Here is a 16,025-nt window from a genome sequence, read left to right as displayed (position 1 = left end):
CAATATATTATTTAAAACATTAGCTACAAAGCTATCGTAAGGGGTCATGTCCTGTTCTAAACTTTCAATATATTGTTTAAAACGCTCTTTTTCTATATTTAAAAATACCAAGTTATCGTAGTTCTAAACCTCCACTACATTGTTTAAAACATTTTGTAAAAGATAAATGACGTCGATTATCCTTGCTCTAAACTTTCAATATATTGTTTAAAACTAATCTTCAAATGATCGCAAAGATCAGTCCTTGTGTTCTAAACTTTCATTATATTGTTTAAAACAACAAAAACGTCGCTACTTTTTTCTCGCTCTCGTAGTTTTAAACTTTCAATATATTATTTAAAATTATGCACCAAGTGCATCACTTATTGAGCCACCTCCTGCGTTCTAAACTTCCACTACATTGTTTTAAACGATAATAGAGCTTGCTGTTTTTGTAAGGCAAGAGTTTAGTTTTAAACTTCCATTACATTGTTTAAAACAGCGTAGTCCTTCAGCGTTTGCATCCATTCCATCGGTTCTAAACTTCCACTATATTGTTTAAAACGGTAGCAATGGAGCAAGTGCATTGAAAGCCTTTGAGTGTTCTAAACTTCCACTATATTGTTTAAAACCTTGTAAATTTGTGCCTAAATCTTTTATATCTTTGTTCTAAACTTCCACTACATTGTTTAGAACTAGACCCAAATTTTATTTTTAAGGCGGAGCGAAACAGTTCTAAACTTCCACTACATTGTTTAAAACCGCACGGAGTGGATAATGTAAATCAAAAGTGTATAAGTTCTAAACTTCCACTACATTGTTTAAAACGATGAAAATTCGGCGACTTTTAGCGATATTACCGAAAGTTCTAAACTTCCACTACATTGTTTAAAACAGCAACAAATCTACGTATTATAGGGCAAGAAGCTCTTTGGGTAAAAAATATATATTAAAAACAACTTAATATATATAGTCTATTATCTACCTTGCCCCTTTAGTAGATATTCTTAAAAGCTTTTAAGAAGCTTTATTGAGATCATTCAATTATTTTTTAAATTCTTGTAAAAATAAAAAAATATAATCAAATTTTAAAATTTCACAAAATTATTTAAAACATTTTAATTGACAATGATAAATAAAAGAACTTAACTATCACAACAATAGCCTTGGCTGAAAATCAGCCAAATTGTATCGATTTAGAACTTAAAATTTAGAAATAAGCTCTATATTATCCTTAGTTGCCCTTTTTAAGAATTCAGCATAAGCCTTATATGCTTCATCAAATTCGCTTTCAAGACTTACGTCTATTTTGGCATTAAAAATATAGTCGCTATCACTTAGTCTATCCATAGTTAAGCTTGCACTTTCGCTTGCATCTTCTATGTGTATATCAACAACACCAAAGCCTATATTTTGGCTAGAACCAAGTCGTCCATTTTCTATAAAGCCTTCAAGCGCATGCAAGAACATACCCAGCTCAAGCTTTGAAACTTTTTCCAGGAAAAAACCACCATTAAATGTCGCTCCAGACACTATATGCTCCCTTTGAGCAAAGTGTTGTATGGATGATTTTTTAGTTTTTGCTTCTTCATCAAATGTTTTATCCATCTCTTTTGCTAGTTTTTTAGCATCACGGTCTTTTTTACGTGCTTCAGAGTTTTCTTCAACACTTTTCTCCCAATCCTCGATCTGTTTTTTTGTATAAAGCTGGCTAAATTTAGTCCCCATTAAGATGTCATCAACCTTAACAAAAGTTTGCCTTTTAACTAAGTTTTTAGCATTTTCTTTGTCTAGTGGGATGGCATCTGCTACTTTTAATTTTCCAGCTATTAATATGCCCGTGCCAAATAGCGATAAGATCGGATTTTTTTCTCTAATCTCTTCGATCTCTTTAAATTTAAGCCCTGACTTGCTTACTCCGCTACCACTTAGCATTGCATGAATGTCAGTATCTTTTAGCTCTTCGATATTCTCATTCTCTTTTACCTTATCAACTAATTTTTTCGTCGCTAAACGGCGCAATAGTCCCCTAATACCATTTGCAGGCAAATAAGGGATATATTCTATCTTGCCATCGTCGCTATTTTGATTAACTGTTGCAGTTTTTTTAATGCGAGTTACAATGTTTCCGCCTGGCTCGGTATCATTGTTTTCAATGATCGCGATTGGGCTAACCGTTTTTATGACTAATTTGATTTTATAGTCTTTTAACATGACATCTCCTTTGGTTTTTATTTTTTGATATCTATTTTGGTGTTTTGTAACAATTGTCCATAGCCTAGACCATTTTTATATCCTATCATTTCAGGGAGTTGATAATTAGATGTAAAATTTGCCCAAAGCCCTATGTAGTTGATATTTTCTTTATATCTCTCTGTAATAACCCTAAAATCCTTGAAATTTAGGACAAGATTTTCAAAATCTTGCTTAAATTTAGTGTAGCATTCTAGCTGATAAGCCAAATTTCTTTTTATTCTATATGAAATGTAGTCTTGAATTTTGTCGTTTTTCTCAAAATAGTATTTCATATTATATTCAGTTTTATTTGCAGTTATTATGATAGGCGTTCTAGTAGAATACTCTATCGTTTGAGATCCAAGATAAAACGGCGGCATATATCCATCTTCTTTGGGGATGATCTTTTTTATCTTTCTACCAAAGAAATTATTTTTATGCTGCTCAAGCCTTTCCATAAGATGCTGAAATGCAAAGAAGTTATTTTCATAAAAAAGAATTTCAATAGCGTATTTTAGTGGTTTTTTGTATATAAGTGGTGGTGCATCGTTGCCGTGATACATAATTATGCTATTAAATTTTTGTTCTGTAATAGAACCACAAAAATTACGCACTTCTCTAGGCTTTATCTCGCTTACGTCATCCGTAAATGTCAGAACTATGCGCATTTATTTTTCTCCTATTGTAAGTATATAAGCTCCTACCCTAACATCTTTACTATATTGTTTGTAAAAATCACTGATTAGCAGGATAGTATCTTTGTTTCTTGCATCTTTTTTTAGGCTTATAAAAGGTGCATCAATTTGTGGGTTTGGTATTAGATGACTTTTTGTTATTGGATGATCTTTTATTATCTCATTAACTCGTTTTAGACACTCCTTTGCTTCTTCATAACCAAAGTAATAAGTTTCACTTCCGTATTGGCAAGCTATAAGATCCTTAGAAAGTGTCAAATTTGATTTAAAAACTACGTGCTGGTTATTTGGTGTAGTCTTAAGTGCTAAATTAAAAGGCAATGAGGCATCTTTGATAGCCTGCTCTATGCTCTTGGTTTTATTTTTGCCCATAACATAAGTTATGCCATTTTTATCGACCACGTGAAAGCCTAAAGACTTTTTACCTACCCTACTATTAACGCCACACTGAAGCGTCCAAAAAGTCTGCTTGGACACAAATCTAGAGCTATTTAAAAAGGCATAATCTGTAAAAGTTGAACCAAGTGTTTTTTCTATGCTTTTGCATAAAATTCCCTCTTTGGACTGCTCACCTGAAAACGCACAAAGATGGTCTTCTCCATCAACAATTATATCTTTTGCGGTCGCTTTCTCTTTTAGATCTATCTCTTGCCAATTATTTTTGTCTTCGTGTAAAACGTCATATACAAAATTTATGGCCGAGTGGTATTTACTCAAATATTTTTCATCGATACTTGGTCTTTCTTTACCCGGATAGATAGTTTCTATTAGAGATGAATTTGGCATATAGCATGCCTCTTTACTCCAATTTGCCCAGTAAGGGACTTTGCTATTATAGTAAATGATCCTAGCGTTTTCCAAAGATGGATAATTTTTCACACTAATTGGTCGTGCTGGAGTATTTTGGGCTAAAAATACAGACTTATCTTCAGGGATTGTTTCTACTAAGAAAGAAGAAACCTGGCCATATCCAATGGCTGTTTTTTTACCTATAAATTTTAAATCCTGCAAAAGATCTTCTATAATTTCTTTTTTACCTCTAACGTAAAAGTAAATTTTAGGGGTTTTTAAAAGCTCGTTCCAAATATTATAGGCTTTAAATTCACCGCTACCCATACTATATTCTATTTTATTTGCTCTGTTGTCATTGAGATATTCATACTCTGGCTTTTTAACGATACATCTATTTTCAAGTGATACTTGATCGTTTTCTTCTACGAACCAGATAGATCCGCAATAACCATCTTTATATTTTTCTATGAAGTCAAAATCATAAAGTTTTTCGATTTCTATATTTTTGCCAAAGTGCCTCTTGACGTAAAGATTTACCAAAATAGAATCGATCGTGCTAAATCTGCCAATTAATAAAGGACTATTTAAAAAAAATGATATTTTTAAATTTTCCATTTTTGTTCCTTTTTTTAAAAAAATTGCGCTATTATACCACTACAAATTAAGTTTTGTCAATTTAAATTATAATAATATTATCAATAAAAAAAGAAAAGAGAATGGAACTTAGATCTGAACAAAGAAAATTTGTCGATTATGCGGCAAAGAGGGTAAAAGAGAGTAAATATTGTGTTTGTGAAATGCCTACGGCGTTTGGTAAAACTTTTTCGGCTTTAATGCTTGCAAAGAAACTAATTGATGAAAAGATAGCTCAAAGAGTGGTAATAGCTACTAGCGATAACTCTTTGGCAAAAAGTATATTTCTTGAAGCTAAAGCTGTCGATAATCTCCCAGACTATGTGCTAGGCATTGGCAAAAATAACTACCTGGATATAAAAAAACTCGCTTTTTTTATGGATACAGAGATTAGCTTTGAAGTTTTACCTTTAGACAAAGAGGCTGTTGATGAGGCTATAAAAAAATTAAAGGAAGATTTCTCTTATGTCTTGATCGAAGATTTTTTAAACGATCTAGATATAGTAGATGCCGACAAGAGAGAATATATCGCCAATAACCTTGCACTTGAAAAAAGCAATAGTGAAAGCTTTAAAGAATATACTATTCAAATCACCAATTACTCTTTTTTGTTTTCTAAATTTATGTTCGATGAAAAATATACGGAGATAGATGGCACTGTTTATATTTTTGATGAAATTCAAGAACTACCCAATATGGCTGAAATGACACTAAGCTCTGCATTTTCTTTATATAGCTACTATTTGCAATTAAAAACGATTGCAAAGACAATTAACGACGATGCTGGCGCACCCAAAACTTTGATAAAGTTATTGAATGAAGAGGTTGAACGTGTAAAATCCATAAATGAGATTATGAGTGATGAAAAAATGGCTGGAAAGACACTAACAGCCAATGATGTAGCCATACAAAGAGCCACAAACGTTTTAAGTAAGCTTTTTGATCAAGAAAAAAGCAAGGCTCTTAGAGCTAAGCTAAAAAGCTATTACAAAAAAACTCCATTTTTTCAGCTAGGCATTTTTCTTAATAAATTTGATGATGTTAAAAGCACCTTGTCGTCTAAAGATATTTATATTAGCTTCTCACAAGAAAGAGGGTTTATATCGTTTCATACCTATTCTAAGGACATAAAGCTTAAGCTCGCCGATAAGTTCTGGAGTAAAATAGATCGATTTGTAGGCATAACAGCTACGGCTCTACTTACACAAGACGTTCATGATCTTGAAATTTATAAACGCATGGGCATCAACTTTAGTGATATAAAGCTTGGAGATACAACAATAAAAGAGCGCAAAAGCAAAATATGTGTAATAAAGTCATTTGAGGGGATTTTACGCCCAGAGCAGGCGACTTATTCGATTACTGGCAACGACTTTATAGAAGACGAGCAAAAAAGATTTGAGTATTTTGCAGATGAAATTTTGCGAGGCTATGACGGCAAAAATACAATGGTTCTAGTAGGTGGCTTTGATGAAGTAAGGCTTCTAGCTCAAAAACTAGAAAGCGTAAAAGATAGGCTAGTTTTGGCGGAGCAAGGTAGAAGCGTCCAAAATATTATTGAGGGCTTTAAAAAGAGTGGTGGAATTTTAATAGCTACTAGAAATTACGCTACTGGTATAAATTTGAAAGGCAAAACCCTTGAAAGGCTCTTTATAACCAAATTGCCTTACCCAGTTTATCAAACAAAAAAATGGATACTTTTAAAAGAAAAAAATCCTAGTTTCTTTTGGTTTGAATATAATAATGAAATGGTTATGACTTTTAGACAAGCTATTGGTCGCCTTATTCGCTCACCAGAGGATACTGGAAAAATATTTTTGCTTGACGGCAAATTTAACGCTTTGAGCGAGGGCTTAAAAAATAGGTTGGTCTATTTTTTAGAGAAAATTGCTTTAAAGGGAGTGCAGTTATGAGCGATGCTTTAAAAATATATAGCAACGATGTTCTTGTAGGATTTCTTAAAGTATATGCCGTAGGCAGAAATGAAACATATTATTTTGAATACGATAAAGAGTGGTTAAAAAATGGCTTTGAAATAGATCCAAATTTACCGCTGCAAAGTTCCCAGTTTGTATCTAAAAAACTATGGGGAGCGTTTTGCGATATAAGTCCAGATAGATGGGGCAGATTAATCCAAAAACGAAAAGCTGGTAGCGAACTTACTGAAAGCGAATATATGCTAGGAGTAAGTGACTATTTTCGTATAGGCTCACTCAGAATAGAAAAAGAGTGCGAATTTGTATCTACTACAAACGATATTCCAAAGCTAACTCATATTAGCGAGCTTTGCATATCATCACAAAGAATTGAACGTGGTGAAAGCCTTGAAAGTGATATTAAAAATTTGCTTGCGCCTAGCGGAAGCTTAGGTGGGGCTAGACCAAAGGCAAGCGTATTAAAAGACAATGAGCTTTACATAGTCAAATTTCCGTCCATAAAGGATGAATATAGGCAAATTTCTCGTAGCGAAAAGACTATGCTAGATGTTGCCAGTATCGCAAAAATAAACGTATGTCAAAGCGAGCTTTTTGAAACGGCAAAAGGCACGGCTTTGCTTGTCAAAAGATTTGACAGAAACGGCGATAAGAGAATACCTTATAAGTCGGCTATGACCTTGCTTGGGGTTAGAGATGGCGATGAAAGTAACGATAAGAGCTACTGCGATCTAGCTAACGTGCTTGATAGTAAAAACAAAAAAGAGCTTTTTCGGCGTATGGTTTTTAATGGCTTATTTGGCAACACGGACGATCACCTAAGAAATCACGGCGTGCTATATGATGAAAAAACAAAAAGCTGGAATTTATCCCCTGCATTTGATATAACACCAACACCTATAATTTACTCAAAACAAAACCATGCTTTAAATTTTGTGGATTTTCAAAGCTTGCCCTCAGTCCAGCTTTTTTACGAGATAAAATCAAAATTTGATATAAATGACAGCGAGTTCAAAGAGATTATCGCAGATATGCTAATGGCAAGAGATAAATTTGAAGAGATAGCAAAGCGAAATAAAATAAATAGCGACAACTTGAAAATGCTAAGAAATAACTATTGCCACGAGGATTTTGGAAGGGGTGGGTGATGATATGTTTGCATTGCCATTTGGTTTTATGAGGTAAGTGATGGCTATAATAGGCAAAATCTTACAAATTTGCAGTGTCAAATGCTGACATTTAAGTGCCCATTTTGCATGCACCAGCTAGCTAAAACCTCTTTTAGAGTATAATTTTAAAAAATCTCTCAAAGGCAACCATGCTAAAGTATTTAGAGTTAGCCGTTTGCGGTACAAATTTAAAGCCCACCTACCCATTTATAGGCTCTATCATCAGAGATACATTCGGACACGCACTAAGGTACGCCAGCTACCCTTATATCAGCCAAGAGTGCGACACAATATTGCAAAAAGTGAGTAGCAAATGAAAGAAAAGCTAAATATAGCAGAGCAAATTCAAAACTTAAAAAGCAAGGGGCTTTCTTTTGATATTGTAAACGAAAAAGATGCAGAACGCATTTTGTCAAATTCTACTTATTTTTTCAAGATAAAGTCCTATGCAAGAAATTTTGATTTAGTTCAAGGCAAGTATTCTAAGCTAGATTTTGCTCATCTATATGAATTTTCAAAAATAGATATGTATTTTAGAAGAGCTTTGTTTAATATCTTAATGGACATAGAACACTGCTTAAAGACAAATTTATTAAAAGATTTTTCAATACTCGATAAAAAAATTGCCCAAAAGCTAACTGGTGATTTTTTAAAATCAAAATTAGGTGAAAAAACTAAAGTATTTTTAAAACGTCCTATAAAAAATAGAAGTGTTTCAAAACTACTTATAGAGAGCAACAGCCCATTAGAACAAATGCCTTTTTGGGTTTTAGTAGAGGTTATACAGCTTGGTAATTTACTAGAACTATACGAATATTTTTATCAAAAAAGATTTACAAATTTCTATCAAAACCATGAAATTACACTAATACGCAACGCCATGTTTTCTTTAAAGTGTCTTCGTAATAGTGTAGCGCACAACAACTGTGTATTGACAAATATCTTTGAAGAGAGCCGAGAAATAAAGCAACAAGTGCTTTTAAAAATATTGTCTCCTGGTAGATATAAAATTCAGCCAAAATCTAATGACAATATTGAGAAAATGCTAGCAAATCAAGCAACGAGTGATTTTTTAATGGTAGTTTTACTTGCTAGGCTTGTTGTCAAAAGTGACGGCATGTTAAATTCTATCAGGCATGAATTAAGCATATTTTTTAAAAAGACATGTGCAACAAGATATAGGTTAAAAATTTTTGCAAAACATAGAAAAATAATCTCTCGCATAACCATGGTTTATAAAAGCTATTTACAAATTTTAAGCACGCATTAATTCGATATCTAATATAATCCCACTGATGTTCGTTAGACAAGATCAGTTCGAGTTTAACAAGAAAAGCGAGGAAGTCCTCGCTTTAACTTACTACTTTATATCCATAATATTTGAATTTATCTGTTTGTTATCTCCACCTTTTACCATTAGTTCTAGTATCACGGTAAAAACTATCCAGTTATGTAATAGTTTATGTAAAAATAGTAAAATTGCATTTAACAAATAAACTTGGAGCATATACAATGTTTCACATATTAAATCCCAAATACAATGAATTATCAGAGCAAAATTTCAAAGGGACTATAGATGAGATCTGGGACTTTGTGGATACCAACAATAGCCATATCCTATCAAACCCTCAAAACAAGATAAAGGGTAACAGACCGCTAATAACCAAGAAAAGATTAACAGATATGATGGAAATGGAGTGGTCACCATTACAAGAGGAGATCAATTTCTCAAATTATCTATATTTAGTAATCAAAAATATGGAGAGTAAAATCAATGAATCCAGCCAGATCAATCAAGAACAAATAGAGCAGATCAAAAAAGAGTTAGTAAATTTACTAATAGCAATCAACCACGACTGGGTGAATTGGAGAGCGATGACTTGCGATACAATAGAACCAAGCGAGGAAGTGATAAATCGGATGAGGGCTTATATCGAGAAACGTCTGGACGTGGAGCAACAAGAGATAATGAGATCAACATATCCAGCACCTTCGAATATTCAATCAGGCGACTGGATGCACAGACTAACGATACTTTACCGCTGGACGATAGCTTTGGAGAACTTGGGGATGATAGATGACATCCAAGCCAGAGGGCTAGTAGACGAGGAGAAGCTAGGGGAGCTAACGATAGCTCTATACAGGCAGGAGTATTGGGAGAAGGATATTCTTTGCGAGGACGAAGCGAAGAAATTAAGAGAGATGGGCAATACGGATCTGGAAATTTACAAGATAATGGGGGGACTATCGATATACAAGGAGTATCTCAATCTGAGCGACGCAAGATATCCGATGAAAGAGATAAGAGAAAAACTACTAGGACATTGAAAGGATAAAATGTGGAAGAAAATTTTACACTAGATGAAAACACTTTACCCCTATGGCTTAAACAAGACTTAAAAAAGTTTTTGGATTGCAAAAACTCAAATGTTCATCCTAATTTTGATTTAAGCTTATACTGGAGTGAGCTTTATACAACAATAAACATATCTCAGCTTAGTAAAGAGATCACAAAAGACGAAGCAGACTATTTAAGAAGAAAATATTTAGGAATTTGCTAGACACTCATCTGCTATGGTATCTTAGAAATTTATTCTATATCTGCTATGTTTTGCAAATCAATGCTACAGTAAAATCACGCCTAGTAAAAAAGCCTATATGTTACAAAAGATACTCCCCCTACCCCACCTCTAGCTTTACCTCTTTGCTATCTAGTCCAACTCTTTGTTTTACTTCGTTAAATTTTTGGATAAATCTGTTTTTATTCTCACTATTTATCAAATTTATCCCACTTTTTGTAGATGATGCTCTTTGTATATTGCTATCTCTTGCATAAATTTTACATGGCTCTATATATGATCTATCTTTGCCATCTATGCTTTGGTAGCATGTCTCACTTAGCTTATCATCTTCATATATATCTATATCCCCGCTATTTAAATTTGAGTTTATATAATAAACCCCTTTAGGCATATACTCTACTTTCTTATCTTTACTCTCTTTGCCAAAGATATCATCAGACAAGCTTGTATCAAAGCACATAGTAGCATCAGTATGCCCAAACTCATATATACAAAGCTTGCCATTAGAGTATTTTAAATATATAGGTGCTTTTATATCTACTCTAATATGCGTCTTTCCAAATTTAGTCTTAAATGCAGGTAATCTTAGATAGGCAAAAAACATTATGATATGGTTGCCATGATTTAGTCTTTTTAGTAGCTCTTTATCCTTTATATCATCTTTTGGACTAAAGGTGATCTTTTTACCTTTAAATTTCTCTTCACTTAAATTTATTGTCCCTATTGGCTTATCTACCATAACCTCACTATTATATTTATCCTCTCTTATCACCTTATATGCCCAGTTTACCTCTTTGTAGTCATCGTCTCCCTTATTTGGTAGATAAACAGCTTCTAAATTTAAAGTATCCTTTATGCTTAGATTTGTAGCACTAGTATTTTCTGAAGTATTTAGCCTGATCTCAGTTATATTTTTTTGATAAGCGACTGTAGATACTTTGATATCAAACTCAGCACCTCCATCTTTTTTATCTTTACTAGCCAAAGTAACAACAGCAGTATCTTCTTTGGCATGTATCTCGGCAGTGTCATACTCTTTGCTTAGATCAAATGTGGCTATGATAAATTTTGAAGTCTTTTTAAAGCCTGTAGAGTTTTTGTCTAAATTTATATTTATTCTAAATTTAGCCGTATATGAGTTTTTAGAGCTACTATTACTATCTGCGTCTTTATCATCGTTTTTCTTTAGGTAGTAAGAGGGATAGACCCTTTTATCTTCACTATTATGAAGATATACCTCTTTTATATCACAGCTTTTACCCTCTTCATCTTCTATGATTAGATCACTCACTACTAGGTTGAAATTTCCTTCATTTTTTGTAGAGATACTATCAGTAGCGTCTGGTAGCCTTAGCTTTATATCAAACATGCTTGAAGCCTTGTCGCTTCTTATGCTATAGCTGTTTTCTTTAGCAAAATTTAAGAGGTTAAAGTTCATTTTTTCAAAGAAGTTAAGAGTTATTACATTGCCACTATTAAAGGCATATCTATCATCTTGTGATATAAAAATTCCATTAGCGTTTTTGTAGATGATAGTCTCACCATTTGTAGAGGGCTTTATAAAGCTTATCTCTTCATCTCTTGAGTTTTTATTAGGCTCTCTTACATCTTGCTTATAGTCCATAAGCACTATCTCACTCTCATTACTATTTCCGTCTGGGTTTAAATTTGAGCAATCAAGCGATGTATTATCTGCTAAGACGATAGTAAAGGTTGTATTTTTTGGTTGGATAGGCATTACAGGAAGGGCTGAAGCTGTTGGATATATAAGCAAGATATCTCTCTTAGCTTCAGGTTTAAACTCACCATTTTCTGCTCTTATCTTTAAGAGCTTATTTATCCTTGAGATATTATGGCTATTATCATCTTTTGTGGTGATCACATAGATATCTTCTAGCTTAAAGCTCTTTTTGGTTACATCTTTTAAAAGGGCATTTATCTTATCTGCGAAAAATTGCAAGATAGTGTTGTATTTTCTGTAGTGTTCATTAAAGTCAGCATTGCCATTTGAGTAGCCAGCTATAGTTCTATTGCCTTTAAATTCCTTAGTCGTTTCATAAGCTATAGCGTTTTGTAGATAGGTTATAGATGGTTCATCTTTCTCTTTTATCTTTGCTACGTTTAAAAGGGAGAATAGATCCAAACACTCTTCAAAGGATATTGCGTTTATGCTTATGTTTGCCAACTCATTTCTTTTAACCCTTCCATTATTATCTGTATCTTCAAAAAGTCCAAATTCATTTGACTCTGCAAATCTACGCTTAGCTATACCTATCTCATTATCTGCGTTACTCTTATACCTTATCTCATACCAAGCCCCAAAGCGGTTTTTAGCTCTTAAGTGAGCTTTTAGGCCATTTCCTACAAGGCTTGGATTATTATATGTCATACTCATTAGAGCTATATATTCTTTGCTACCTATGCTATTTTTATCTATATTGCTCTCTTGTGGGCCTATAGAGGTATAAGCGAGTTTTTTATTTAGACCATCTCTAAATATTTCAACAACCTCTGGCAATATATCGCCGATTTGATCATCATCTAAATTAAATTCGCCAAATTTTGCACTCTTTCCATCCTCTGTTTTTATGCCCGTAAGATACTCTGATACTTCAGATCTTAGATTTTCATCTGTTTTTACCTTTACCCCATTAATTGCATTAAGTAGCCCAGCAAATTCTTCTTCACTCATTTTAGGATCAGAATATTTCTTATCGCAAACTTTTTGTAATATATCTTTTAAAGTTACATTAAAACCGCAACCTATAGTAGCTATTTTATTAGTATCGTAATATAGTTCATATATAAAGCCTTCAGCTTTTTTTAATGTATCTCTTAGTTCATCTTTAAAATTACTAGCATTTCTCTCATTGATTGGCATTAAAACTCCTTAAACTGATTAAGATACTCTCTTATAAGCTTAGTATCATTTCTATCCTTAAATCTGCTTTGGATAGGCATTCTACATATAAGATTATTAGCATATTCTCCTGCAAAAACCCTAAAGAAAAATTTATCAGCAACTATAAGGATAGGCCAATCGGAAGATTTACTTGAGAGAAAATGTTCTCCAAATTTCTCTTTTGATTTTTCCCAGCCTAAATTTGAAGCATATAGTATTCTTACCATCCCATCTGAAAGTATATTTGCGTCATAACTTTTATCATTAGTATTATATATTGCATTGCTAAAACGACCAAAACCATTTTTCATAACTTTTTTATAAACCTCTGTTGAAAAATCAGCATAATTTTCCTTTACAAAATAGTCTAATCCTCTCTTTTTAAACTCCTCCTTGGTCTCTTCTACCTCTTTAAATTTAAGTCCAGACTCTGGTTTTTTCCCAGGCTTTATATACTCACCATTTAAAAAATCACCAAACTGCATACTAGAATTTGTGCAATAAGGCTTATATGTCTTGCTTCTTAGATCATATATATCTTTTTCTTCTCCGCCTATACCTACACACATGATAAAACTTCCAACCGGAGCAAAGTCAAGCTTTGTGTAGTAGTAGTTTTTAGTAATGTTTAACTCTCTTTTAGCAACATCATCATCAAGAGCATTAATGATAAATTTCTCATAAAACTCTTTATCTTCCCCATAAGGTGGGTTATCTTTATTTACAGGCTTTGGAGAGTCCATCCAGAATTTTTGAGTAAAGTAGTTATAGCATAGATCATTTGTGCTATTTTTATCGTTTATTGAAAAACCTGTTCTCCAGTCGTAGCTTGGTACTATAGATTGTATTCTATTAACATATCTACTAAAGACACAGCTATTAAATTCTTTTTCATCTTTTTTTGTGTTGCAATACTTATCTCTATACTTAACCCAGTCGATCTGACTTTGTTTTAGCTTTTCTAGATATGGCTTTATATCCTCTTTAGCCTCTTCATTCATATAAGCAAGGTCATATTTGCCCATCATTAGATCATAGGCTTTTTGCATATCTCTATCTACTCTTGATATATCTTCATCAGAACATACTAGTTTTTCTACTCTTGTTTTAGCTTTAGAGCAATCAAAGCTAGGCTGAATTTTTTCACTTGAGTAGAGGTTTGATGTGATTAGTAATGTGGATATAACAATAAGTTTTAAATTTTTCATTAGAGTTCCTTTTATGATAATAAAGTCTTGTTATTGTATCTTTTATGGGATTTATCTATTATAATTTAAAAGCTTATTTTAACGCAAATCATCTAATATTTCGTATTTGTCGCCACATTTTTCATATAAAATTTTTCTAAGCTCATTGGCTTTTTGCATATATTTTGCTTCGGATTTGGGACTAGCAAAGCCCTTATAGCTAAATTCTTTTTCATTGTTTATAAAAAGACTATTGTATTCTTTCATGATTTCCGTAGAGAGCCTTTTTATATCTGGGCAAGATAGCAGTTCATCTGGAAGTTTGCTATCCCAAGATATTTCATCTTCTTGCTCTACCCATGTTCCGCCATTTATGTTTTCACCAAATTCATCATATATCCAAAATACGCTATCACATGCAAATTCTGTTTGTAAAACTATTTTTAACTTTTTATTCACCGCAAACTCTTTTTTGAACTAGTCTGCAAAATTATTGATTTTTTACCAAAAACCATTCATCTTTTTTTACGCCAAATTCAAATTCTGCTTGCCCAAAGGCATCTTCTAAAGTCTCATGATATGTATCTGTCTGCTCTTCTCCAAATTTGTCAAGATAAAGCAAATAATATCCTTCATTGTCACTATACTTGATAATACTTAGTGCAAATGGCTTTGGCAAAAGAGTGCTGCCAGAATAGTGAATTGTTTTTGGTATCTGCCCCAATTGCACATTGTCCTTTAAATAAATCTTATAAAGTTCTCTCATTTTTGACTATCCCCAATAATTTCTATAGCCGTATTTTCTATTATTTTCTGCCACTTTAAGTATAAAATTTAGCCTATCAATCTTATTCCAAATTTCTGGCATTTCATACAAATCTGTATCGTATTATTGTTTTTACAAAGAATATCAAGTTTATTTTGATATTCTTTTATAACCAGCAACTCATTATTATCAAATAAGTAATTATTTTCTGACCTTTGTATAAGTTCTAATGGGTTTATAATCTCATTTACTAATTCATCGCCACAAGTATATTTATCAGTAGTAGCATTATCTATATATTTTTTTGATACTCAGTAGAAGCTAATTCAAATAGCCTTTCTAGTAATATTTTTTTAGTTGATACATTTTTATTTTCCCGTAATAGCATTAAGATTTCCATAAACTCGATTTTGTTATTTTATTTACCAAGCTCATTGCGGTCTATATTATCTATTGTACTATAATCAAAATCTTTTATTTGATAACCCAAAATATTTAAAAATTTTTCTGCATCTATTTTTAATTCAGCCCATATATTTGTTCCGTATATATCACCATTTGGCAGGTTAAGTATTTTATTTCGTAATATATTTGCAAATTCTAATTCTCGTTCTGAAAAATTATTTTTGAAACAATCTAATTGTGCTTCTCTACAAAAATTTGCAACTTCTTCAATTAAGTCTTCTGGCGCCACATACTCATAAATAGTAGAATTATCAATATATTGTGTTTGATAATCTGTTGAAGCAAGTCTAAACAAAGACTTTGCCAATAATTCCCTTATTTTTCTCATTTTAATTTCCCTTAACAGCATTAAGATTTCCATAAATTGGTATATGCGTTCTATTTTCTTTTCTACCACCAATATTTCCAAAATTATCTAAGTAATTACCACTTGTATCTTGTATTCTTAAAATCCAACCTTGTTTAGTATTAAGAGAACTATCTAATTTATGACTTTCCACAATGCTATGGCTTCTTTAATCTCTGTTTTATAAGCCTTAAATGGCACTATAACTTCTTCTTGCTCCCAAACCTTAAGTTCTTTATATTCTTTTGTTTTGGTTATATTGTAAATTTCATCATAAATTTTTTGCAAAAATTCAACAATTATCTCTTTTTCATCTATCTTAAACTGCAAAAATCTATAT

At 32.4% G+C, this 16,025-nt stretch carries 15 protein-coding genes; 6 read left to right on the top strand and 9 right to left on the bottom strand.

Annotated elements, in window-relative coordinates:
- Nucleotides 1–1,182 precede the first annotated feature (1,182 nt).
- From F3G86_RS09755 to F3G86_RS09745, 3 genes are read right to left on the bottom strand one after another with little or no spacing between them, the layout of a single operon-like run.
- A complete protein-coding gene (locus F3G86_RS09755; protein WP_107917357.1) occupies nt 1,183–2,193 on the bottom strand; it encodes an RAMP superfamily CRISPR-associated protein in 1,011 nt (336 codons plus the stop codon).
- 17 nt (nt 2,194–2,210) lie between these two features.
- Nucleotides 2,211–2,882 (bottom strand): hypothetical protein, encoded by a 672-nt coding sequence (locus tag F3G86_RS09750; protein WP_149702336.1) that lies wholly within the window; start codon nt 2,880–2,882, stop codon nt 2,211–2,213.
- On the bottom strand, nt 2,883–4,316 hold the full coding sequence (locus F3G86_RS09745) for a Csf3-related protein (protein ID WP_149702335.1): 1,434 nt from the start codon (nt 4,314–4,316) through the stop codon (nt 2,883–2,885). It abuts the gene before it with no gap.
- A gap of 101 nt (nt 4,317–4,417) precedes the next feature.
- On the opposite strand from F3G86_RS09745, the gene F3G86_RS09740 reads away from it, so the two are divergent.
- The 6 genes from F3G86_RS09740 (at nt 4,418) to F3G86_RS09720 (ending at nt 9,998) form a co-directional block, all read left to right on the top strand.
- Nucleotides 4,418–6,247 carry a helicase C-terminal domain-containing protein gene (locus tag F3G86_RS09740; protein WP_149723736.1) on the top strand — a complete coding sequence of 610 codons (1,830 nt, stop codon included), beginning with the start codon at nt 4,418–4,420 and terminating at the stop codon, nt 6,245–6,247.
- On the top strand, nt 6,244–7,416 hold the full coding sequence (locus F3G86_RS09735) for a type II toxin-antitoxin system HipA family toxin (protein ID WP_149723735.1): 1,173 nt from the start codon (nt 6,244–6,246) through the stop codon (nt 7,414–7,416). The genes F3G86_RS09740 and F3G86_RS09735 overlap by 4 nt, the downstream gene beginning before the upstream one ends.
- Before the next feature lie 170 nt (nt 7,417–7,586).
- A complete protein-coding gene (locus F3G86_RS10545; RefSeq protein WP_012000869.1) occupies nt 7,587–7,754 on the top strand; it encodes a hypothetical protein in 168 nt (55 codons plus the stop codon).
- Nucleotides 7,751–8,707 (top strand): Abi family protein, encoded by a 957-nt coding sequence (locus tag F3G86_RS09730; protein WP_012000851.1) that lies wholly within the window; start codon nt 7,751–7,753, stop codon nt 8,705–8,707. The genes F3G86_RS10545 and F3G86_RS09730 overlap by 4 nt, the downstream gene beginning before the upstream one ends.
- A 242-nt stretch (nt 8,708–8,949) precedes the next feature.
- Nucleotides 8,950–9,765 carry a hypothetical protein gene (locus tag F3G86_RS09725; protein WP_103613882.1) on the top strand — a complete coding sequence of 272 codons (816 nt, stop codon included), beginning with the start codon at nt 8,950–8,952 and terminating at the stop codon, nt 9,763–9,765.
- 11 nt (nt 9,766–9,776) lie between these two features.
- Nucleotides 9,777–9,998: a hypothetical protein gene (locus F3G86_RS09720; RefSeq protein WP_012000873.1), complete on the top strand. Its 222-nt coding sequence runs from the start codon at nt 9,777–9,779 to the stop codon at nt 9,996–9,998.
- Nucleotides 9,999–10,116: 118 nt separating this feature from the next.
- Here F3G86_RS09720 and F3G86_RS09715 read toward each other — a convergent pair whose 3' ends face one another.
- From F3G86_RS09715 to F3G86_RS10540, 6 genes are all read right to left on the bottom strand, one after another.
- Nucleotides 10,117–12,900, bottom strand: a complete 2,784-nt coding sequence (locus F3G86_RS09715; protein WP_149723734.1) for a hypothetical protein — start codon at nt 12,898–12,900, stop codon at nt 10,117–10,119.
- A complete protein-coding gene (locus F3G86_RS09710; RefSeq protein ID WP_149723733.1) occupies nt 12,900–14,129 on the bottom strand; it encodes a lysozyme inhibitor LprI family protein in 1,230 nt (409 codons plus the stop codon). The genes F3G86_RS09715 and F3G86_RS09710 overlap by 1 nt, the downstream gene beginning before the upstream one ends.
- 78 nt (nt 14,130–14,207) lie before the next feature.
- Nucleotides 14,208–14,567, bottom strand: coding sequence for a hypothetical protein (locus F3G86_RS09705; protein ID WP_188116454.1), 360 nt, complete (start codon nt 14,565–14,567; stop codon nt 14,208–14,210).
- Between the two features lie 31 nt (nt 14,568–14,598).
- Nucleotides 14,599–14,874 (bottom strand): hypothetical protein, encoded by a 276-nt coding sequence (locus F3G86_RS09700; protein ID WP_149723732.1) that lies wholly within the window; start codon nt 14,872–14,874, stop codon nt 14,599–14,601.
- Nucleotides 14,875–15,292: 418 nt separating this feature from the next.
- Entirely contained in the window at nt 15,293–15,667 is a 375-nt protein-coding gene (locus tag F3G86_RS09695; protein WP_103613878.1) for a phytanoyl-CoA dioxygenase, read from the bottom strand.
- Nucleotides 15,668–15,820: 153 nt separating this feature from the next.
- Nucleotides 15,821–16,025 (bottom strand): hypothetical protein (locus F3G86_RS10540; protein WP_188116453.1); only part of this gene is annotated, 205 nt, incomplete at its 5' end.

The sequence above is a fragment of the Campylobacter concisus genome (assembly GCF_902460595.1).
In the GTDB taxonomy this organism is placed as follows: Bacteria; Campylobacterota; Campylobacteria; order Campylobacterales; family Campylobacteraceae; genus Campylobacter_A; species Campylobacter_A concisus_BL.
This window is presented reverse-complemented; position numbering and strand designations above follow the sequence as displayed.